Annotated in this window: 17 protein-coding genes; 4 read left to right on the top strand and 13 right to left on the bottom strand. The window is 64.6% G+C overall.

The window, feature by feature from the left end:
* Positions 1 to 34 precede the first annotated feature (34 nt).
* Positions 35 to 1552 carry a class I adenylate-forming enzyme family protein gene (locus GON09_RS20190; protein WP_213933374.1) on the top strand — a complete coding sequence of 506 codons (1518 nt, stop codon included), beginning with the start codon at positions 35 to 37 and terminating at the stop codon, positions 1550 to 1552.
* Between the two features lie 275 nt (positions 1553 to 1827).
* Here the strand turns inward: GON09_RS20190 and GON09_RS20185 are convergent, their stop codons facing one another.
* The 11 genes from GON09_RS20185 to GON09_RS20130 all read right to left on the bottom strand — a co-directional run bounded on the left by GON09_RS20185 (position 1828) and on the right by GON09_RS20130 (position 14318).
* Positions 1828 to 3051 carry a cytochrome P450 gene (locus GON09_RS20185; protein WP_213933373.1) on the bottom strand — a complete coding sequence of 408 codons (1224 nt, stop codon included), beginning with the start codon at positions 3049 to 3051 and terminating at the stop codon, positions 1828 to 1830.
* Positions 3052 to 3088: 37 nt separating this feature from the next.
* A complete protein-coding gene (locus GON09_RS20180; protein WP_213933372.1) occupies positions 3089 to 3322 on the bottom strand; it encodes a ferredoxin in 234 nt (77 codons plus the stop codon).
* A gap of 5 nt (positions 3323 to 3327) precedes the next feature.
* The gene (locus tag GON09_RS20175) at positions 3328 to 4209 is read right to left on the bottom strand and encodes an SDR family NAD(P)-dependent oxidoreductase (protein ID WP_213933371.1); all 882 of its coding nucleotides are present in this window, start codon (positions 4207 to 4209) and stop codon (positions 3328 to 3330) included.
* Positions 4210 to 4924: 715 nt separating this feature from the next.
* On the bottom strand, positions 4925 to 7351 hold the full coding sequence (locus tag GON09_RS20165; protein ID WP_213933369.1) for a CaiB/BaiF CoA transferase family protein: 2427 nt from the start codon (positions 7349 to 7351) through the stop codon (positions 4925 to 4927).
* Between the two features lie 50 nt (positions 7352 to 7401).
* Complete coding sequence (locus GON09_RS20160) at positions 7402 to 8859, bottom strand: aldehyde dehydrogenase (RefSeq protein ID WP_213933368.1); 1458 nt, start codon at positions 8857 to 8859, stop codon at positions 7402 to 7404.
* 31 nt (positions 8860 to 8890) lie between these two features.
* Positions 8891 to 10084 (bottom strand): thiolase C-terminal domain-containing protein, encoded by a 1194-nt coding sequence (locus GON09_RS20155; RefSeq protein ID WP_213933367.1) that lies wholly within the window; start codon positions 10082 to 10084, stop codon positions 8891 to 8893.
* The gene (locus GON09_RS20150) at positions 10084 to 10536 is read right to left on the bottom strand and encodes a Zn-ribbon domain-containing OB-fold protein (protein ID WP_213933366.1); all 453 of its coding nucleotides are present in this window, start codon (positions 10534 to 10536) and stop codon (positions 10084 to 10086) included. The genes GON09_RS20155 and GON09_RS20150 overlap by 1 nt, the downstream gene beginning before the upstream one ends.
* Positions 10533 to 10850 carry a hypothetical protein gene (locus tag GON09_RS20145; protein ID WP_213933365.1) on the bottom strand — a complete coding sequence of 106 codons (318 nt, stop codon included), beginning with the start codon at positions 10848 to 10850 and terminating at the stop codon, positions 10533 to 10535. Before GON09_RS20145 ends, GON09_RS20150 begins: the two co-directional genes overlap by 4 nt.
* A gap of 82 nt (positions 10851 to 10932) precedes the next feature.
* Positions 10933 to 12414, bottom strand: a complete 1482-nt coding sequence (locus GON09_RS20140; protein ID WP_213933364.1) for an acetyl-CoA acetyltransferase — start codon at positions 12412 to 12414, stop codon at positions 10933 to 10935.
* Complete coding sequence (locus tag GON09_RS20135) at positions 12411 to 13448, bottom strand: LLM class F420-dependent oxidoreductase (RefSeq protein WP_213933363.1); 1038 nt, start codon at positions 13446 to 13448, stop codon at positions 12411 to 12413. The genes GON09_RS20140 and GON09_RS20135 overlap by 4 nt, the downstream gene beginning before the upstream one ends.
* Positions 13449 to 13502: 54 nt before the next feature.
* Entirely contained in the window at positions 13503 to 14318 is an 816-nt protein-coding gene (locus GON09_RS20130) for an enoyl-CoA hydratase/isomerase family protein (protein WP_213933362.1), read from the bottom strand.
* Between the two features lie 92 nt (positions 14319 to 14410).
* On the opposite strand from GON09_RS20130, the gene GON09_RS20125 reads away from it, so the two are divergent.
* The 3 genes from GON09_RS20125 (at position 14411) to GON09_RS20115 (ending at position 18877) form a co-directional block, all read left to right on the top strand.
* Positions 14411 to 15247 (top strand): glucose 1-dehydrogenase, encoded by an 837-nt coding sequence (locus GON09_RS20125; protein ID WP_213933361.1) that lies wholly within the window; start codon positions 14411 to 14413, stop codon positions 15245 to 15247.
* Between the two features lie 50 nt (positions 15248 to 15297).
* Complete coding sequence (locus GON09_RS20120; protein WP_307854425.1) at positions 15298 to 17436, top strand: molybdopterin-containing oxidoreductase family protein; 2139 nt, start codon at positions 15298 to 15300, stop codon at positions 17434 to 17436.
* Between the two features lie 85 nt (positions 17437 to 17521).
* Entirely contained in the window at positions 17522 to 18877 is a 1356-nt protein-coding gene (locus GON09_RS20115; protein WP_213933359.1) for an MFS transporter, read from the top strand.
* Between the two features lie 164 nt (positions 18878 to 19041).
* On the opposite strand, the gene GON09_RS20110 is transcribed toward GON09_RS20115, so the two are convergent.
* Positions 19042 to 19785, bottom strand: coding sequence for an SDR family oxidoreductase (locus tag GON09_RS20110; RefSeq protein WP_213933358.1), 744 nt, complete (start codon positions 19783 to 19785; stop codon positions 19042 to 19044).
* A 4-nt stretch (positions 19786 to 19789) separates the two neighbouring features.
* Positions 19790 to 21313, bottom strand: a complete 1524-nt coding sequence (locus GON09_RS20105) for a class I adenylate-forming enzyme family protein (protein WP_213933357.1) — start codon at positions 21311 to 21313, stop codon at positions 19790 to 19792.
* Between the last annotated feature and the right edge of the window lie 26 nt (positions 21314 to 21339).

The following is a 21339-nucleotide window of genomic DNA, read 5'->3' as shown; positions in this document are numbered from 1 at the left end:
CCTGCTGCACACCCTGAAAGAAAGGTACGAAAACATGCCGGAAACGCTGGGATCCGCGTTGGCGTGGTGGGCGCATACCAAAGGTGAGGAGGAAGCGATCGTTTTCGAAGAGTCGGTCCTGACGTTTCGAGAACTCGGCTCCTGGTCCGGCCGCATCGCACGAAGTCTGGCCGACGCCCACATCGAACCGGGCGACCGTGTCGGCGTCTACGGCGGGAACTCGCTCGAGTGGGCGGCAGCAGCGATCGGCGTGATCAAAGCCGGGGCAATCCTCGTTCCGATGAACCCGAGGCTCACGTCGGCGGAGATCGGAAAGATCTCCGACGACGCTTCGCTATCACTCGTTCTGGCCGAGACGAGGCTCGAGAACACAGCAATCGGCGCGCGCGAGTGGGGTGCGACGTTCGATGTGAAAACCTTCGAGATGGTGGAGTCGCTACGGAACGGTGCTGTCGATGATTTCCGAATCGATCGGGCACCCGATGAGCCCGTCTCCATCATCTTCACGAGCGGATCTACCGGTCGCCCGAAAGGAGTCCTACTCTCCGGGCGAATGCTGATGAGCATCGTCTTCCAGAACACTCTCACGGAGGAGGGCCTTCGGCCCGGCGCGGTCACCATCATGGCACTTCCGCTGGCATTCACCCCTGGGCTCGTCTACGGCTTGTTGATGAGCACGGTCTTGGGCGCCCGCATGATCCTCGAGCGGGAGGTCGATGGATCCCGCCTCGTCCCCCTGATCGAGAAACACAAGGTCACGGCGTTCTTCGGCGTGCCCTTCCTGTTCGAGGCGGTATCTCGATCTCCGCTCTTCGCGGATGCGGACCTGAGCTCGATACGTACCGCATGGACCGGCGGTGCGGCGGTCACACCCACGCTGTTGAGGACGTGGGCGGACAAGGGCGTCATGGTTCGTCAGATCTACGGGGCAACCGAAGCCGGCGGAGTCTCCACATCGACGCTGGTCTCCGAAGCGCTCGAGTTTCCCGACCGCTGCGGAAACGGGTCGATCTTCACCGAGGTGCGGGTCTTCGGCGCCGACGGCACCGAAGCGGCGCCGGGCGAACTCGGTGAACTTGCGGTGCGCGGTCCGATCGTCACGCCCGGCTACTGGAACAACGAGACAGCGACCTCGAGTGCTTTCCGGGACGGGTGGTTCTACACCGGCGATCTCGGGACGGCCGATGATGCCGGACGCATTCGGTTCGTGGAACGGTCGAAGGACCTCATCATCTCGGGGGGCATCAACATTTCGCCGGCCGAGATCGAGATCGCCATCAGCGACATCGACGGGGTGGAGGAAGTAGCGGTCATCTCGGCGCGCGACGACAAGTTCGGCGAAACTCCGGCCGCGATCATCACAGCTTCCCGCGACCTCGAGGTATCCGAGGTCGTAGCTCATTGCGAGCGTGTGCTCTCGAACTACAAGGTGCCGCGATTTGTCGTGCTTCGATCGTCACCGCTGCCACGTTTGGCCAGTGGCAAGATCTCCAAGGCCGACATTCGCGACGAATACAAGGACATCGCCGACACCTACGACAAGGTGCGGTGACGTCGCCGTGCCCACGACCTGACATACAAACATCTCGAAGAGGGGTCCGACAACCTGGTCGGGCCCCTCTTCGTGGCGTATGGCCGGAGTTCGTCGGCCCTACGGCCGGTCAGGCGCTCGGTGAAGGTGATCGGCAATCGGACGCAAACGACGAGTTCAGTGGGGATCATGAACGGTCCTGGCAGAACATCCTTCGAAATGCCGACCGGTGCGGCGTCCGTCCACGCAAAGGGTGATCGGGCGCCGCACCGACCGGGCAGTACGGAGTCAGCGGGTCAGGCCGAAGGTGTGAACTTGATGGGGAGCCGCATGCATCCGCGGACCTGTGATGCATGCAGTATCGGCGGATCGGACTCGACGAGGTCGTAGTCGGGAATCCGACGATGCAGTTCTTCCAATGCGATCGACAGTTCGAGCCGGGCCAGGTGCGATCCCAGGCAACGATGCGGACCGGCACCGAACGACAGGTGACGGTTGGGGCTCCGCTCCAGATCGAGCGTGTTCGGGTCGTCGAACTCTTCGGGATCACGGTTGGCCGAGCACAGCATCACGATGAGCTGGTCGCCCTCCTTGATCTGCGCGCCACCGAGTTCGACATCACGCGTTGCGCGCCGGCCCATGATCACGGCCGCCTCGATACGCAGAATCTCCTCCACCGCGCTGGGAATCAACCCCTCGTCCGCGATGAGCGCAGCGCGCTGGTCCGGGCGGTTGACCAGGTGGATGATCGCCCAGGCCAGCGAGCCCTGCACGGTGTGCAGCCCCGCTATGAGCAGCAGGAAGAACATCCGGGTGAGTTCTTCATCCGTGAGGAGCCGCTTGCCGTCGGCGAGATCGATCTCGGAGTGGATGAGAACCGACGTGATGTCGTCTCCCGGGTTCGCACGACGTTCGTCGACGATCTTCTGGAAGTACGCGAACATCTGTTGCGCAGCTTCGGCGCGCGCCTGCGCGGATTCCTCCTCGCTCGCGCCCGGCTTGCCCATCAACGCTATGTCGGTTGCTTCGGTGAACATGGGCGCGTCCTCGAGCGGCCAGTCCATCAGAGCGAGAAACACTCGCGTCGGCAGTTCGTGGGCAAACTCTGCGATGAACTCCGCTTCGCCCTTCGCAGCAAAACCGTCGAGCAGTTCGTTGACCACCGAGCGGATCTGCTCCGTCAGGGCCTTCATGCGATTCGGCGAGAAGAGCGGTTGCAACGCCACCCGATACGCGGTGTGTTCCGGCGGATCGAGTTCGAGCGGGATGAACTTGCCGTCGCCTGCGTTCACCAGATTGTTCGGGAAGCTCGAGAAGATCTCCGGATTGCGGAGAACGTCGTGAACTTCCTTGTAGTGCGTGACGATCCAGTGTCCGCCGTGCGCGGTCGAGTAGACGACAGGCCCCTTGGCCGCTAGTTCGGCAACCTTTTCCTGCACGGTGTCCACCGGATACGCAAGAGAGGGGTCATAGATATCGAAGTCGACGATGGGCGTCGACCGGCCCTCGGTCACGGTCATTTCGTACTCCCTGTTGGCGGAGTGTATTTTCTGAAGATCAGGCCGATTCGAGTGTCAGAGCCCGCTCGGGGCACACCGCGACGGCCTCTTCGGCCGCCGCGATGTGCTCGTCGAGCTCCAGCACGTCGTGCAGGAGCACCGGATAGCCGGAATCGTCACAGTCGACGACCTCGGGTGAACGGCTGTAACACAAGCCGTGTCCGGCGCATACCGACCGATCCACGACGAGACGGCGTGTGCCGCGCAATGTTTCGGTGTCGTGGTCAGTCATGTCGATCACTCCTCGCCGGTTACCATGGGCGGCGGGTTGTTGCCGTCCTCGGGGAACATCATCGCGACGCGGGACAGGGTTCCGCCGTCGGTCGTCGGCAGCGTGACACCGTTGATGTAGGCCGAATCGTCCGAGACGAGGAACAGTGCGGCACGCGCATTGTCCTTCAGTGACGGCGGACGCTGAAGCTTGAGCGGAATCGGCGACACCGTCGGATCCCACGGACCGGAGACCTCTTCGTAGGACTGTCCCACGACAGGGGCACCTGCGGGGGCCAGGAAGTTGGGCGACATGCCGTGGGTGGGGGCGATCGCGTTCACCCGGATGCCGTACTTACCGAGATCCAGGCTCAGACCCCGCACCATTCCGTTCACGCCGGCCTTGGTGGCGGAGTACGCCGCAATGCTGTGGTAGGCAACGAAAGACGCCGCCGACGACGTCGCCAGAATTACGCCGCCGCCGTTGGCACGCAGATGCGGAACCGCCGCCTTCGCGGTGTAGAAGACACCGGACAGGTTCACGCCGACGACGTCCTGCCAATCGGCGTCGGTCAGGTCCTGGAACTCCACGTGCTCACCACCGGCAACGGAGGGAACGCCGCCGCGGGATACGATTCCGGCGTTGGCCCACGCGATGTCGAGCTTGCCGAACGCCTCGACGGTGGTCGCTACGGCATCGATCACCTGCTGCTCGACACGCACGTCTGCGGTAACTGCGATCGCAGAACCGCCCTGCTTCTCGACGAGCTCGACCGTGCCCTTTGCGCGTTCGGGATCGATGTCGACCACCGCGATCTTCGCGCCCTCGGACGCGAAGAGCTGCGATGCTTCACGGCCGAGGCCGGAACCGGCTCCCGTGATCAGCGCAACCTTGCCTTCGAGTTTCATCAGGTCTCCCTCAGTGTCGAATGTGAGATGGACGGCGGATATGCCCGTCCAAAAAGAACTTTCACTTGGACTGTCGCGAAGCCTCATCTACGGACGTCCGCAGGACCCGCATCGGCTGTGATCCACACTACATACGATTTATGTGATACGTCAATCGTTTTTTGTAAAACATCAGTACGCGATGAAGAGGATCTCGTCCCGGGAGTACTCCATTCCCGGATGAGCTTCGCGCAGGTGAGCCTGAGTTTTCACTACCAGATCATCCTCGTCCGCACCGGCGACAGCGGTGCCACACGGGCAGTTGAGTTTCGTTTTCGCTCTCATCACGGTCGACCCTTCTACGTTCGCCAAGTCGGTCGCGCACACGGGGGTCGGCACACCCGGCGTCACCTCCGAGAGGTGCACACCAAGGTGGTTCCAAGACTGGCACTCCGTGGCTCAGGTCACACATTAACTAATGGAGATAGATTCGACAAGGTTCGAGATCCGATCCGCCGTAATCCGGTGCCTGTCGATTCCCTCGGCAGCCCTTCGGGAGCATTTCGACACCGGACGGAGGCGGCCCGCCGGGGAAACCCGCCCGTGCCGACGACGAGAGGCGGACCACCGGTGGTGGTCCGCCTCTTCGTCGTGTACGTCGCGGTAGGCCTGCCTCGCGCCCGTTCGGAGCTCGGTGCCGCTCCCCGGACCGAGCCTCCCACGTCCGCCGTTCTGATCAGACTGTCGTTGCAGCCGCCGACAGTGCAGGATCGTCGGCCGGCGGTTGTAGCACTCCGTCACGCACGAGGGCATCCACCTCGCCCGCAGTCATCCCGAGTACCGCCTCGCAGATCTCGCGCGTCTGCTGCCCCGGGAGCGGCGCCGGCTTCAGCGGCCAGTCCGGAAGCGTCTCGAAGTGTGCCACCTTCCGGGCGGTAGGCAGGGCGTCCGGTAGTAGCTCGTGGTGGAGTTCGGTGTAGGCCTCGCGAGCGACGAGCTGCGGATTGGTGAGCAATTCGGGCAGGCGCACCATCGCGCCCGACGGTATACCCGCCGCCTGCAACGTCTCCATCGCCTCGGTCGGCGAGCGGTCGGCGAGCCAGTCGATCAGAATCCGGTCGGCCTCCGCGCGATGCTCGATGCGGGCGCCGGCGGACGCGAAGCGCGGGTCCGCGGCAAGGTCCGGCCGATCGAGCACGACGCACAAGCGTTGCCAGTCCTCGTCGTCCCGAACCGTGACGGCACACCATTCGTCGTCGCCCGCGCTGGGGAACACGCCGGAGGGTGCCGAATACGGATCCGAATTTCCCGGCGCAGTGATCGATCCGGGCTCGAGACGCTCGGCGACCAGCTGGTGGCCCAGTTGAACGATCGCGGTGTCGGCCTGCGCTACTTCGACTGCAGCGCCTCGGCCGGTGCGAAGACGATCGATGAGATTGGCGAGCACGGTGGTCGCGGTGACCTGGCCGGCGATGTGGTCCGGGTACACGGTCGAACCGTCACACAGCCCGTCCGAGTCGTCCGAGTAGCGCCACAGCGCCGATACCCCGCATGCAGCCCGAACCAGAGGACCATATCCGAGACGGGTGTTCCACGGGCCGACACTTCCGAATGCGCTGCTCTCGGAGACGATGATTCGCGGATTGACGGCCGCGAGCTCGTCGTAGGACAGCCCCATGGAAGCAAGGGTGCCCGGCTTGAAGTTCGCGAGAACGACGTCGGCCTCGGCAGCAAGCTTCTTGAATACCCGGATCCCTTCCGGAGTACGGAGATTCAGTCCGATGCTGCGACGGTTGCGGTGGCCCCACGCCACCGACGCCGCCAGCGCGCCCTTGCGGCGGGATTGCCGGAGACCGTCGGGAAAATGGGAGTTCTCGATCTTGATGACGTCGGCGCCGTTGTCCGCGAACTGACGGCCGAGTTCGGCGCCGAAGACCACGACACCCATGTCGAGGACACGTAGTCCTTCGAAAGGCCGTGTTCCGGCCTTCCGGTTCGCGGCCGGCGCCGGCGCACGGGATTCGTCCCGGCCGGCGTCGAACACCGCGTCGTTGTGCTCACCGAGACCGGGCGCACGGAACCGGAAGCCGGCACGCTGCCCGTCGATCTTGGCGTAGCCCGACGGAATTCGTGCCGCGAGCCCCGGGGCGATCTCGGTGTCGACGAAGGTGCCGGACGCGTCGAAATGCTCGGTCTCGAGCACCTCCGACACCGTGTTGAGCCCCCCGATGGGGATGCCGCGGGCTGCACCCTCGACAACGAGCTGATCGCGGGTGTAGTTCGCGAACAGTGCCTCGATGAGCGGGTTGAGCCGGTCCGAGGCCGCGAAGCGCGCGGGAATCGTGTCGTACTTCGGGTCGGCGAACTCCTCGGGCCTACCGAGCCATTCGAACATCGCCTGCCATTGCCGCTTCGCGAGAATGCAGATACGCACCTGCCCGTCGGCGCACCGGTAGACCGGATAGAAGTTGGCCGCGTCGGGCCGCCCACGCGGGAAGTCCTCGGACCGCCCGGCAGCCGCCGAGCCCTGCACACCGAACCCCGGATCGAAGCCGTGCACGATGACCTCGAACGCCGAGATGTCCACGGTCTGTCCTTCGCCCGTGTGCAAACGGTCGTAGTAGGCGAGCAGCGCCGACCATGCGGTGTGGACGCCCACCGACTCGTCGACGAGGCCGGAGGGTGGGAGCAGCGGAGGGTGACCCGGTTCTCCGGAACGCGACAAGACGCCACTGAGCGCATACAACACGGATTCCGTTGCGGCCCAGTCACGATACGGGCCGTTCTGGCCGAACGGCGTGACCGAGACGGCGACCAGCGCAGGGTTGACCCGGCGGAGGTCGGCAGCGCCGACACCGCGCGAGCCCAGATATCCCGGTGACAACGATTCGATCAGGATGTCGGACCGTCGGGCAAGCTCACGCAGACGCTCTCGCCCTTCGTCGTCGTCCAGGTCCACGGTGACCCCGAGCTTGTTCGCGTTACGCAGCGCGAACGGAATGCTCACACCGTTGCGCACCGGTTGTGCCGATCGGGTCGTCGAGCCACCCGGCAGTTCGACGCGCACGACCTCGGCACCGAGATCCGCCAGGAATCGTGCTGCGGTGTCGCCGTACCCGTCCGTCACGTCCAGTACCCGGACGTCCTGCAGAGGTAGTGCCATGGTGTGCTCCCAACGTGTGTGCTCGCGCGGAACCCTCGGGCTGCGATCGATCAGCGGGTTCCGAAATAGATGGACTTCGCGGTGTAGTACGGGGTGAGCCCCTCCGGACCGAGCTCGCGGCCCAGCCCCGAAGACTTCACGCCACCGAACGGCGCATCCAGATCCAGGGCGTAGTAGTTCACTCCGACCGTTCCGGTATGAATACGCGCGGCGAGGTCGAGACCGTGCTGCTCGTCGGCGGTCCACACGGTGCCGCCGAGCCCGTACTCGGAATCGTTGGCAATCGCGACCGCTTCGTTCTCGTCACCGTACGGCGTGATCGTCAGAACCGGACCGAAGATCTCCTCCTGCGCGATACGCGCGGAGTTGTCGACATCGGCGAAGACGGTCGGTTCGACGAACCACCCGGTGGACTGCGAGGACGGGGCGCCGCCACCGACCGTGATGCGGTAACCGTCGGCACGCCCGGACTCGATGTACCCGAGCACCCGATCACGCTGCGCAGCCGAGACCAACGGGCCGATGTTCGTGTTCTTGTCCAGCGGATCGCCCACCGTCAACGCCCGAACGGTGTCGGTGACCACGTCGACGACCTCGTCGTAACGCGACCGCGGAGCGAGGATTCGAGTGCTCGCGTGGCAGGTCTGGCCGTTGTTCACCAGCGACACCTCGAGCAGGTTCTTCGCGAACACATCGAGATCGGCCTGCTCGGTGACGATCGCTGCCGACTTTCCTCCGAGCTCGAGGGTGACCGGACGCAGCAGACGCCCGCACACCTCGCCGATGGCACGTCCGGCAGCCGTGGACCCGGTGAACGCGACCTTGTCGACACCCGGATGCTCCACGAGGTACGCACTGGTCTCACGACCCGCCGGGACGATGTTGACGACTCCCTCGGGCAACCCCGCTTCCACCGCCGCCTCGGCGAACGCAAACGCATCGAGCGCGGTCTCGGGTGCCGGCTTGAGCACCACCGTGCACCCTGCCGCCAGTGCCGGTGCCAGTTTCATCGCGGCGAGCGGCTGCGGATAGTTCCACGGCGTGATCGCGGCGACCACACCCACCGGCTCGCGACGCACGACGGTGCGGCCACCGAACGCGCTGGGACGGACGTCTTCGTTCGACGCGTCACGGATCAACCCCGCGTAGTACGACACCATCGCCGCGGGCCCGAAGCCGTTGACCCCTCCGGAGAGGGCGATCGGCATACCGTTCTCGCGGCTGACGAGCCGGGACGTATCGCGTCCCCGGGATTTCAGGGCCGCCGCGAACTTGTCGAGAAGATCGGCGCGCTCGCCGTTGGTGAGTGCACCCCACGGGCCGCGGAGGGCACCGCGAGCAGCCGCAACCGCCTCGTCGATATCGGTCTCGGATGCGAGGGCGGCGGTGCCGAGCACCTTCTCGGTCGCCGCCTCGATCACATCCACCGTGGCGCCGGACTTCGGTGCCACCCAGCGTCCGCCGATGAAGAGTTCGTTCCTGTCGAGGTTCGTGTCGTTGTTGTGCATGCCGTGCCTTCCGCAGGGGTCGAGCCGAGGGTCAGAGGGTGTCTTCGTGGCCGAACAGCACCGAGCTGACGAGCGGCGCCATCGGCCCACCGATGAACAACGAGGTCTTCGCGCCTTCCACCGGGTTGGTGGAGGTCCCGCGAATCTGTCGTACCGCCTCGACCGCGAGGTTCAGGCCGTTGATGAACGAGTCGGCGAGGTTGCCACCGCTGGTGTTGATCGGCAGCTTTCCGGTCGGAGCGACGAGGTTGTCGACAGTCATGAAGGTGCCGGCGGCTTCGCCCGGTGGGCACAGGCCGTGGTCGATCAGTGCTGCGACGGCCGGTCCGCTGAAGTTCTCGTAAACCTGTGCCACATCGACATCGTCCGGTCCGAGACCAGCTGCTGCCCAGAGTCTTTCGGCGACGCCGGGCTTTCCGTTGTTGGCCGGCCCGAAGCCGGCGCTCATGTACTGCTCGTCGAGATCGTTGTCGATCAGTTCCGAGTAACCGCCCGGAGCGCCCTGCGCACCGGCCAGCAGGTAGGCAGGATCGGGGCGGAGTGTCTTGGCCCGGTCGGCGGAGACCAGCACGAGCGCAACCGCACCGTCGCTTTCGCGGGAGCAGTCGAACAGGTGGAACGGTTCCGCGATCAACCTGGACTTCTCGTAGGTCTCTTCGTCGAGCGGCCGCCCGTAGCCCTGTGCTGTCGGGTTGTTCTGCGCGTGCCGGTACGACGCGAGGACGAGCGCACGCATCGCCGAGCGCGGCACCCCACCGTGTTCGAGCATCCGCTGGGTACGCATCGCGCAGATCTGCGCGGGCGAACCGACGCCGTGGGCGAGGAAGTGGCTGCCGTAGTGGTACTTCGCGTAACCGAGCCGGCCGGTATCTTCCTGCGACATAGCCCGATACACGACGACGCAATCGGCCTGTCCGGCAGCGATCGCGGTGGCCGCATTGGTGATGGCGGCTGCGACGCTACCGCCGCCGCCGCCCCACATCATGTTCGACCAGCGCAGTTCGTCGATCAGCAGAGCCCCGCCGATGATGGCGCCGTCGTTGGCTCCACCCGCGTAGGAGACGAACCCGTCGATCTCACGAGGATTGATGCCGGCGTCGGCACAGGCGGCCAGGATGACCTCGAGGGTCATGCGCTTCTCGCTGTGGGGAGCTTCGCCGCGACGGTAGTGCTGCTCGGCGATTCCGACCACCGCAGCTGCGCCGCGCATGATGTTGGCGCTCATCACTGTTCTCCCTCTGCGGTTTCGTTCTTCCGGTGCCAGCGCAGCAGCGGCCAGGTTGCACCCTCGGCCCGCTCCAGGACGCCGACGACCGGGTCGCCGATTTTCGGGTCCGCGTCGATGTCGTCGGTGAGGATGCCGAGCACCCGTCGGCCGTCAGCGTGCGGTAGTTCGACGAGGACGGACACGTATGGAATGCGATCCGCGTATTCCTCCATGTACGGGTACCAACTGCGATTCCAGCTGTACACGGTGCCGACGGGTTCGACGGTTTCCCACCCGATGTCGAAGCTGTGGCAGTTGCCGCAGATGGCCTGGGGGCCCCATATCCAGGTGCGACAGTCCGTGCAGCGCTGAAGTCTCAGTTCACCGGCGAGGAGTCCGTCCCAGTACGGTCTGTCCAGTCCGTCCGGCGTCGGGCCCCACGGCTCGGTAGCAATTTCCGTGCCTGTCATGCGTTCGCTTCCGTTTCGGTCGGGAAGTTCTCCAGTTTCGCGGCGAGCCAGCGTCCGTCGTGGAGCTCCCAGATCGAGCGCAATCCGATTGTGCGGTCACCCATGTCGTAGACGGTTTCGCCCACCATGAGGTCGCCTTCCGCACGGACGTCCTTGATCTCGAAGCTCTTCGGTGCCTCGCGCGGACTGTCGACACCCTCGAAGACCTGGGGAATGTTCTCGCGAACCATGTCGGCGAGTGCGGCCTTCATGTCGCCGTCGGCCACGTAGCCCACGTGTTGCGTGTACAGGATCCGGAATTCTTCAACCGACATTGCACCCTCCTCGTTCATCGGCCGTGGACCGCGCGCCCACCACTGGAATTAACCTTATGTCGTTAGATAATGCTCGTCAACGTCACCCGAGACGGAAGTGTCCGTCTTCGGCGATATCGACCCGTTGACCAGCAACATCGTCCGATGCCAGACGTTCGAGATCGGCGGTGTCCGTCGAGGTGGCGAGGGTGCGTTCACCTGCTGGGGTTCGAGCGGCGAGAAAACCCCGTTCCGGAGAACCGTCACGTCCGTAGGCCACCGTCCACGATTCCGCGGTCGCCGGTCCTTCGTACGCGATCAGCGCCCGGGTCCGCGGCTCGACATCGACTTCTGCCTGCACGTCCACGCGCCGGAATCCGCCTGCGGGCGGCTCGGTGCGATACACACCCATCGCGTGCTTCGTCAGATACCCGCTGTTGGCGGTCACGAGACCGTACACACCGGGAGACTCGCGCAACCGGTTCATCATGGTCGCAATCGAATGGCTGACGTAGTTGTTCCACGGGCCGCCTCCGAAGGTGAGCCCACCCGTGACGGTCAGCGGCCGGGCCGGATCGTCCGATGCGAGACCGAGTTCGTTCGCCGCGACCTGCACTGCCGACGGGAAGCACGAGTACACATCGACGTACGAGACGTCGTCGATGCCGATACCCGCGAGTTCCAGCGCACGCGCCCCCGCGATGCGGATCGCGGGAGACTCGTCGAGCGCATACCGCTCCGCGATTGCGTAGGTATCGTGCGACTCCGTGCCGGCCTGGGGAAAGACCCAGTTCTCCCGCGGGATTCCGAGTCGCGTCGCGACCTCGACCGAACACATCAGCAGCATCGCGCTCTGATCGACCATGTTGTTCGAATTGAGCAGCTTCGTGTAGGGCGTCGAGATCATCCGGTTGTCAGGGGATGGCACTGCGATCTCGTCGGCGGTGTACGTGCGTTGCACCCATGCGTTCGGGTTGGTCGCCGCGACGTCGCTGAACCGGGCCCACAGGTCACCGATGAATTTCCGATGCGCCTCGATCGAACGTCCCGCCGAGATGCGGAGCGCCTGCTCGAAGAGCGGGTAGACGTACGACGGCCGGTCGAGACCGATCCGCCGCTCGCTCTCCGCCTCCATCGGCACGTCGGTCACCATGATCTCGGCAGCAGGTATCGACTCGTCCTGCACAGTCCACTCGGGACGAAGCTTCTGTGCTCGCATCTTCGTGCGGGTCCGCCAGGATTCGGCGCCACCGATGAGCACCACGTCCGCCCGGCCCGCAGCGATGTCCTCGGCGGCACCGTTGACGAAGACCTGCGGCGTGCTGCCGCCGTTCCCGGAGTAACCGGTGTGCCGGACGGTTGCTCCGATGCGCTCGGCGACGAGTGCGCCCGGATCGCGGTACCGCCACGACAACAAGCCGACGACACGCACCGAATCGACCAGTTCGAGCAGTTTCTCCGCTCCGGCATCGGCCGCGGCGGCACGCGCCGCGCGCACCATCAGTTCGATCGGCTCCACACCGCCGTCACGTTCGCAGATCTGGCCGCTTCCTACCAGGATCGGCGTTCTCGGATCCGAACTCACGATTGCACAGCCTCCAGAATTCGCTCGCGGTTCTCCGGCTTGGGCCACCCACCGAGAATGAGAGTGGTGAGGCAGGTCTGCTTCCACTTGGTTTCGATCTCTTCGATGATCTTGTCGGCGGGGCCGACCAGAGCCACATCCTCGACCATCTCGGTCGGCACGGCCTGCGCTGCGAGGTCGGGACGGCCGCTCAGATAGAGCTCCTGGATCTCAGCACAGGCCTCGCCCCATCCCATGCGCACGAACACATCGTTGTGGAAGTTGGCGTCCTTGGCACCCATGCCGCCGGCGTACAGCGCGATCGTCGGCTTGAGCCGGGAAGCCGCCTTCTCCACATCGTCGTTCTCGACGAGCCAGCACACGTTGGCGATCTCGAAATCGTCCTGGGTGCGGCGCGCGCCGACGCGGCCGAAGCCCTCGGCGAGAGCCTTTCGGTAGAAGTCGTCACTCTTGGGTGAGAACCACAAGGGAGTCCAGCCGTCGGCGATCTCGGCGGCGAGCGCGACGTTCTTCGGTCCTTCGGCGCCCATATAAACCGGGATGTCGTTGCGAAGCGGGTGGACGATCGACTTGAGCGGCTTCCCCAGCCCCGCTCCGCCCGGGAACGGCAATTGGTAGTGCCGTCCCGAATAGGTGACCGGTTCCTCGCGTGCCCACACCTTGCGCATGATCTCGATGTATTCGCGGGTGCGTTCGAGGGGGCGCGGGTACGGCTGCCCGTACCAGCCTTCGACGACCTGCGGTCCCGACGCCCCGATCCCGATGATCGCGCGCCCACCACTGAGATGGTCGAGCGTCAGGGCCGCCATGGCGAGCGCCGTAGGGGTGCGCGCGGACATCTGGCACACCGACGTACCGAGTTTGATGGTGGATGTCCGGGCTCCCCACCAGGCGAGGGGCGTCAACGCATCGGACCCGTACGTTTCCGCCGTCCAGAAGCTGTCGACGCCGAGCGCCTCCGCCTCGGTGAGTATCCGTTCGACGTGCCGTGGCGGGCCGGAGCCCCAGTAGCCGGCAGCAACTCCTACTTTCATTCGACCCTCATCGCTTTGTGCCGTGTGTCGACGACTCGCGCCGACAGATGTCGATCAGTGGTTCTTGAACTCGGGCGGGCGCTTCTCGAGGAACGACACGACGGCCTCCCGGTGGTCCCGCGTGAGCGAGCTGAGAATCTGGGTGCGGTTCTCGAGGTCGATCGCTGCACGCATGCTCGGCGATTCGAGGTTCGACCACATGACTTCCTTCGTCATCCAGACCCCGAACGGGCTGTTCTGGGCGATCGCGTCGGCGGTGTCGAGCGCGGTCTCGAGCAGAGAGTCGGCCGGTTCGACGGACGAGACGAGCCCGATGCGCTCAGCCTCGGCCGCGTCGATGGACCGTCCGGTGAGCATGATCTGCGCGGCTCGGGAGAAACCGATCATCCGCGGTAGCAGCCAGCTCATCCCGATGTCGCAGTTGGACAGGCCTCGGCGGATGAATGCGGCGTGGAAGACCGCGGCCTCGGACGCAATGCGGATGTCGGCCATGAGTGCCAGCGACATCCCTCCGCCGGCGGCTGCGCCGTTGACGGCCGCGATGATGGGGGCACGGGTGCTGCGGAAGGCGTCGACGAGACCCGCGATGTGCTTCTGCACCCGCAATCCGATCTGGGCGCGGCCCTCACCCTCCGTAGCGCCCTGCGGCGTCCCGTATCCGCGCAGGTCCAGTCCTGCACAGAAGGCGCGTCCTTCGCCGGTGAGGACGATCGCGCGAGTATTCGAATCGTCGCGCACCTCGTCGAGCACGTCGTGTACTGCATCGATGAGGTCGACGTTCATGGCGTTGAGCTCGTCCGGACGATTGAGCCGGACGAGCAGAATGCCCGGACGCGGCCGTTCGGTCAGGACCAGTTTCGCATCGGACACACAATCTCCCAGATGTGACGGATTCGACAGGCAGAGGCTAATGGCTTTAGATTAAGCCCCGGAGAACCGGAACGCAATCGAAGGAGCCGATGATGACGACCCTCGACGGCAAGGTAGCCGTGGTCACAGGCGCGGCCAGCGGGATCGGCGCCGCCACTGCGCGCATATTCGCAGAGCGTGGCGCCCGTGTCGTCGTCGCCGACATCGACGACTCCCGTGGCGAAGCCGTAGCCGCCGAACTCGGCGAGCATGGCATCTACATACACACCGATGTCCGGGAGGAGTCGGACGTCGCGGCGGCAGTGGCGCTCGCCGTCGACCGATTCGGACGACTGGACTGCATGGTCAACAATGCCGGGCGGGTCGGCGCGTGGACCTTCCTCGAGAACACCTCCCTCGAGGAATGGGAGGACGGCTTCGCCGTGCTTGCACGCAGCGCGTTCCTCGGGACCAAGCACGCCGCGCGCGTGATGCGCGACCAGGGCTCGGGCAGCATCGTCAACGTTTCGAGCGTTGCCGGTGTGCGCACGGGATTCGGGCCCCATCCGTACAGCGCAGCGAAAGCCGCGGTGCTGCAGTTGACGCGAACCGCTGCGGTGGAACTCGCAGAATTCAGTATTCGCGTCAATGCTCTCGTTCCGGGAGGCGTCGCCACCCGGATCGTGGGTCACGGAGCAGGACTCGAGGACGAAGCCCTCGATCGCAGCGTCGAAGCCGTGCGCCGGAGCCTCGGCAAGTTCCAGCCCATCCCCCGGGCCGGCGAACCCGAGGACCTTGCGTATGCCGCCGCTTATCTCGCATCCGACGACTCGGCGTTCGTCACCGGACAGTCGCTCGGTGTGGACGGCGGGCTCACCCTCGGTAAGAAATGGCCGTCCAACTATCTGGAGGAGGCGCGGGCCGCATCCGGCAGGGCATCCGCCCACTGACCGCAGGCCCGGTCTTTTCGGTTCCGAACCAACGGAGTACGGGAGTATCGGTGGTTGATCAGGGCACGCGACGAATACACACGTTCTGCCGTATCTGCGAGCCGGCCTGTGGTCTGGTCGCCGATGTGCGGGACGAACAGGTGGTCCGACTGCAGCCCGACAAAGACCACCCGGTTCACAAGGGTTTCTCCTGCCACAAGGGCGTGCACTTTCTCGAGGTCCACAACGATCCGGACCGGCTCGATCGCCCTGTGAAACGCACGAACCCTCGCGACGAGGACGTCGGCGATTTCGTGCCGATCGACTGGGACGACGCGGTGCGCGAGATCGCCGACGCCCTCGGAGACATCCGCCGCCGACACGGACGCAACGCGCTGGCCGTCTATCAAGGCAACCCGTCGGCATTCAACGGCACGTACTACGCCAATGCCGCAGCAATTGCACGCGGCTTCGATACCCGCATGCGATTCAGTGCGGGCACCCAGGATACGTCAGCCAAGTACGCTGCAAGCGAGGCGATCTACGGCGCTTCGATGGCTCATCCGATCCCGGACCTGCTGCACACCGACTACTTCCTGTGCCTGGGCAGCAATCCGCAGGTCTCGCACATGACGCTCATACACATCTCGGACCCGATGGCCAAGATCAAAGCGGTGAAGAAGCGCGGCGGCACGGTCCTGTTCGTCAATCCGCGCAAGATCGAGTCGTCGAACCCGGACACGGGCGACGTGCTGCTGATCAGACCCGACACCGACTTCTATTTTCTCGCTGCACTTCTGCACGAGATCGTCTTCCGTATCGGTTACGACCGCGCGGCAGTGGAAAAGCACGCGCGCAACATCGACGAACTCGTCGACTTCGTGGCGAAGTACCCCGCCGAGCGGGTCGCGGCAGTCACCGGAATCGACGTCGCCACCATCAGAGAGGTTGCACACGACTTCTGCGCCGCGCCCACCGCCAGCATCTACATGGCGACGGGTGTCAACCAGGGCAGACAGGGCGCACTCGCGTACTGGATGCTCAACATGATCAGCCTGTTCTCCGGCAATCTCGGACGGCGCGGTGGAAACATCTACTCCCGCGGAATGGCCGACGTGGTACAGAACTCGAAACGCAAGCGCGAGAATCCGTTCTTCGAGAACCATCTCGGCGAGATCCGCACGGTCAGCGGAGATCTTCCCGCCGCCCGGCTGTCCGAGTACATCGAGAATCCGGACGACCCGATTCGTGCATTGATCGTCATCTCCGGGAACCCACTGTTGTCGGTGGGAGGCGAGGAGCACCTTCGCCGCGCCCTGAACGACGTGGAATTGATCGTGACGATCGACCTGTACCGAACAGTGACCGGCGATATCTCGGATTACGTTCTGCCCGCGACAGATTGGCTCGAGCACGAAGACGTCAACTTCCTGAACACGATGGGGGTCGCGATGGAACCCTACGTGCAGTACACCCCGGCAGTGGTGGCACCCAAGGGTGAACGTCGCGACGACTGGTGGATCCTGTCGCGCATCCAGCAGGAGATGGGGGTCGAGACGATACTCGACAATCCCGATCCCGATCCGCTCGCCAACGCGGATGCGGCCATGCGCGGCGCCGGACTGAGCATCGAAGCCCTGAAGGATATGCCGAGTCAGACCGCGGTGCTGCCCGAGGCCGTCCCCTCCCATGTGTTCACAATTGCGGTGCAACACGACGACGGTCTGATGGATTGCTGCCCCAGCATCTTCCGTCGTGCATACCGCACGGCAGAGGATATCTTCACCGAGTTGTCGGGAGAGAGTCCTGATCAGCTCAAGCTGATCACGCGACGCACCCCGTACATGGTGAACAGCTGGCTTCACAACATTTCTGTGTTCAAACAAGTTCCACATCAACAGAATCCACTATGGATGAACCCGATCGACGCCGAGCGTCGCGGCCTGCTGGACGGCGACTGTGTCACCGTCCACAACCGCTACGGCTCACTCGACGCAGTCCTGGCATACGACACGGCACTCAAGCCCGGAGTCGTCGCCATGACACACGGGTGGGGGCAGCGCGCCCGTAGCCTGAATGTGGCACGACATCACCCCGGCGTCAACGTAAATCACCTCGCGCCGGTCGGTCGAGACGGATACGACATCATCAGCAACCAGTCACAGCTCACCGGCATCAACGTCGACGTTGTGCCCCGTGAAACCGAATAGACAAATCTAATGCCTATAGCTTAGTGTGCTCGTCGTCACCATATCGTCCGGGCTGTTGCCCACCATTCACATTGCGAGGTTTCGCATGACCGAACGTACTTCCGCTGCACCGGGCGCCCCGGGCGACGTGCCCGGGCGTTCGCGAGCGGATTCCCGCAAGGCGAGCCGCGCGGCCTTCGTAGGCACCCTTCTCGAGTACTACGATTTCAGCCTCTACGCCTCAGCGGCGTCCGTGGTATTCGCCAGCGTGTTCTTCTCCGGCTCGAGTCCGTTCCTCGGCACATTGCAGGCGGTCGGCACCTTCGCGGTCGGCTTCCTGGTTCGTCCACTCGGCGGTGTGATCCTCGGCAGTCTCGGCGACCGTCTCGGCCGGAAGAAGATCCTGGTCTTCACCCTGATTCTGATGGGCGTGGCAACGCTACTCGTCGGTTTCCTGCCGAGCTACGCCCAGATCGGCTGGCTTGCACCGGCTTTGCTGGTCTTCCTGCGAATTCTCCAGGGAATCGGCGCCAGCGGCGAATACGGAGGTGCCGCGCTGGTCGCGGTCGAGTTCGCACCTGAGAAGAAGAAAGGCCTGATGGGCTCACTACCCGGCATGGGAGCGGCTCTCGGTGGTGTGCTCGGAACACTGTCCCTGCTCGTGGTGTCGGCCATGATGTCCCAGGAAGCCTTCCTCTCCTGGGGCTGGCGTATCCCGTTCCTGTGCAGCGTCGGCATTCTCGCCTACGGCCTCTGGTTGCGCCGCAGCCTGCCCGAGACACCCGCCTTCCGGGAGATCGAGGAGAACAAGACCGTCTCGAAGAGTCCACTCCTCGACGTGATCCGGCAACAGCCGCGTGCCCTTCTGACCGTACTCGTGATGACCATCGGTCAGACCGGCATCGGCTACTTCTACATCGTGTTCATGGGTACCTTCGGCACCAACCAGCTGGGTTACGGCGGTACCGAGGTCCTGGTCGGCCTGATTGCCGCGCAGTTGGCGAACGGCATTCTGATTCCGTTCTTCGGGTCGTTGTCGGACCGGGTCGGACGCGCGCCCGTGATCATGTTCGGGTTCCTGTACAGCGCCGTGTTCGCATGGATCGGTATCTCGCTGCTCTCCGGCATCGGCACCCCGCCACTGCTGTTCTGGGCGGTCATGGCGCTCGGTAACGGCGTCGGCGTGGCTGCCATCTTCGGCCCGATGGGGGCATATGTCATCGAACTGTTCCATACCAAGCACGCCTACAGCGGGCTCGGACTGGGACGCGAGGCCGGCAACGCACTCGGTGCCGCCTTCGTCCCGATGATCGCAGTCGCCTTGGCCTTCGACGACACCACGGTGTGGCTCAGCCTGTTGATCTGCATCGTCTCGCTCCTCGGCTTCGCGGCAACATTCCTGTCCCGCAACCGGCCGGCGGTCGCGACGCCGGGCGACGACAGAGTGCCTGCGTCGGTGTAACAGAAAGTTCGAAGGTGGGTCCCGGTCGTGCGACCGGGACCCACCTTCGTTGCGTTTCCGCCAGGTCGATGGTCAGCGGCACCGGTTGGGGTCCGCGCTCGTCCCCGAGACGACAAACGGCCCATGACGAGCGAAACGTCATGGGCCGTTGCCGTTGTCGGGAGTCAGATGCCCACCGGGCCGCCCCTCCACACACCGATCTCCTCACCGGATACGTCGGCGGCGTCGTCGCTCACGAGGAACGACACGGTCGACGCAATCGATTCCGGCAGGATGGACGGCCATTGCTTCGTGAGGACTTCCACGCCCGCTTCGCCGCCCGACGACACGATGTCGGTCGCGACGAACCCCGGCATCACGCAGTTGACCGTGATCCCGCGACGAGCCACCTCCTGCGCCATGGTCTTGGCCATTCCCACGAGGCCCGCCTTCGCAGCGGAATAGGCGCTCATCCCGGGGGCAGGCCTACGTCCACCGGACGGGCTGTTCACGAATACCACTCGGCCCCAGCCCGCTTCGTACATTGCAGGAAGGGCGAAGTGTGTGCAGTAGAACGCGCCGTTGAGGTTGACCGCGACGACCTCGTCGAAGTCCTCAGGGGTCTGCTTGCGGGCAGCGCCGGCCTTGTTCATTCCCGCATTGTTGACCAGTACGGTGGGAGCGCCGAGCTGTGCGGTGGTCTCGGCGACGAGCCGTTCCGCGTCGGCAGCTCGGGAGATGTCGGCCTGGATCGCGACGGCCTGCCCTCCGTCCGCGACGATCTTCGCGACCACGTCCTCGGCGTCGCGTGCACTGCGTGAATAGTTCACCGCGACGGCGAACCCGTCGGCTGCGAGGCGACGCGAGACGGCCGCGCCGATACCTCGCCCTCCTCCGGTAACAATGGCTACTTTCGGCTGATTCGTCACGGGGTCACCGAACTTTCTCGTAGTTGTCGGGAAGGTCCGCGAAAGTCTCACGCAACTGACGCTTCGCGATCTTTCCGCTCGGCATCCGGGGCAGCGGTTCGTCCATGAAGACGATGTAGCGCGGCACCTTGTAGTCGGCGAGATATTCGTTGCAGAACGCGATGATCTCGGATTCCTTCATGTCGGTTTCTGTGCGCACCAACGCGGCAGGGGTCTCACCGAACTTGGCGTCGGGCACGCTGATCACAGCGACCTCATCGACACCGGGAATCTGGTTGATGACGGCCTCGATCTCTGCGGGCGAGATGTTGATTCCGCCCGAGATGATCATGTCCTTGAGCCGGTCCACGTACGTGAGGTAGCCATTCTCGTCGAGTTTGCCGAGATCACCGGTCTGGAGCCAACCATCGACGAGAGCGGCACGGGTGGCTTCCTCGTTACGCCAGTAACCCGGCATCATGCCGGGGCCGCGCAACAGGATCTGACCGGTTTCGTTGGGCGGAAGATCGTTGCCCTCGGGATCGACCACGCGAATCTTGGTGAAGATGCTGCCCCAACCACACTTGTCGGGATGCTGGGCGGCCTCCTCGCGCGGCATTGCCGTCGCAGTGCCCCCGATCTCGGTCTGTCCGTAGATCTGTCGCAGCGCGACACCCTGCGCCTGCCACTTACCCAGCAGATCCACCGGGACTCGGGCACCGCCGACATGCGCCGTGATCATGTGGCTCAGATCCGACTCCGTGAAGCCGGGGGCCTTCGCGATCTGCTCGAAGAGAATCGGCGGCCCGGTGAGCGTATTGGCCTTGTTCTCGGTCAGCACACGCAACGCCGCCGCCGGGTCGAATCCCGGCTGGAGGAAGAGAGTTCCACCGTGAAGGACGACGCGGGAGATACCCCAGATGATTCCGGCCGCGCTGAACAGCGGAAGTACGAGGACGGGGCGCAATCCATTGGGCTCGATCGGCTCCGCCAGGTGCCATTCGTGCATCTCGCCGGCGATCGTGGCATGGGTGAAGATGACGCCCTTGGGCGTTCCGGTGGTGCCACTGGTGAACACGATGGCGGTGGGATCGTCGAGTTCGACGACGGGAGTGCGGAAGGGCGCGTGCTCACCGCCGCGCAGCGGAGTCACGTCCTTCTCGAACACTGCGATCGTGAATGTATTGCGCCCCTTCTGCACGTCCTCGAGCCGAGGGAGAAGCGCCTCCTCGCAATACACGACGGTCGGCTCACAGCTCTCGATGAGGGCATCGAGTTCCCGCGCAACCATCCGATGGTTGAACCCCACGGCGATAGCGCCGACCTTCATGGCACCGAGCGCCGCCACCACCCATTCGAGACTGTTGGCGCCGACGACGCTCACCCGATCGCCACGTGTTACGCCACGCGATGCCATGTCGTGAGCGACCCCGTCCGCCCACCGGGACAACTCGGCGTAGGTGACACTGTCACCGGCGAAGTCGATCGCGGTCATGTCCGGCTTCGACCGGGCCCAGTAGGTCAAAGCATCTACAACTGTGCCGCTCATGTAAGCCTCCAGGGATTCGGGGTCGT

Origin of the sequence: Rhodococcus sp. B50 (assembly GCF_013602415.1) — a bacterium.
In the GTDB taxonomy this organism is placed as follows: Bacteria; Actinomycetota; Actinomycetes; order Mycobacteriales; family Mycobacteriaceae; genus Rhodococcus.
Note: the sequence above shows the minus strand (reverse complement) of the source record. Positions and strands in the feature narration are given on the sequence as shown.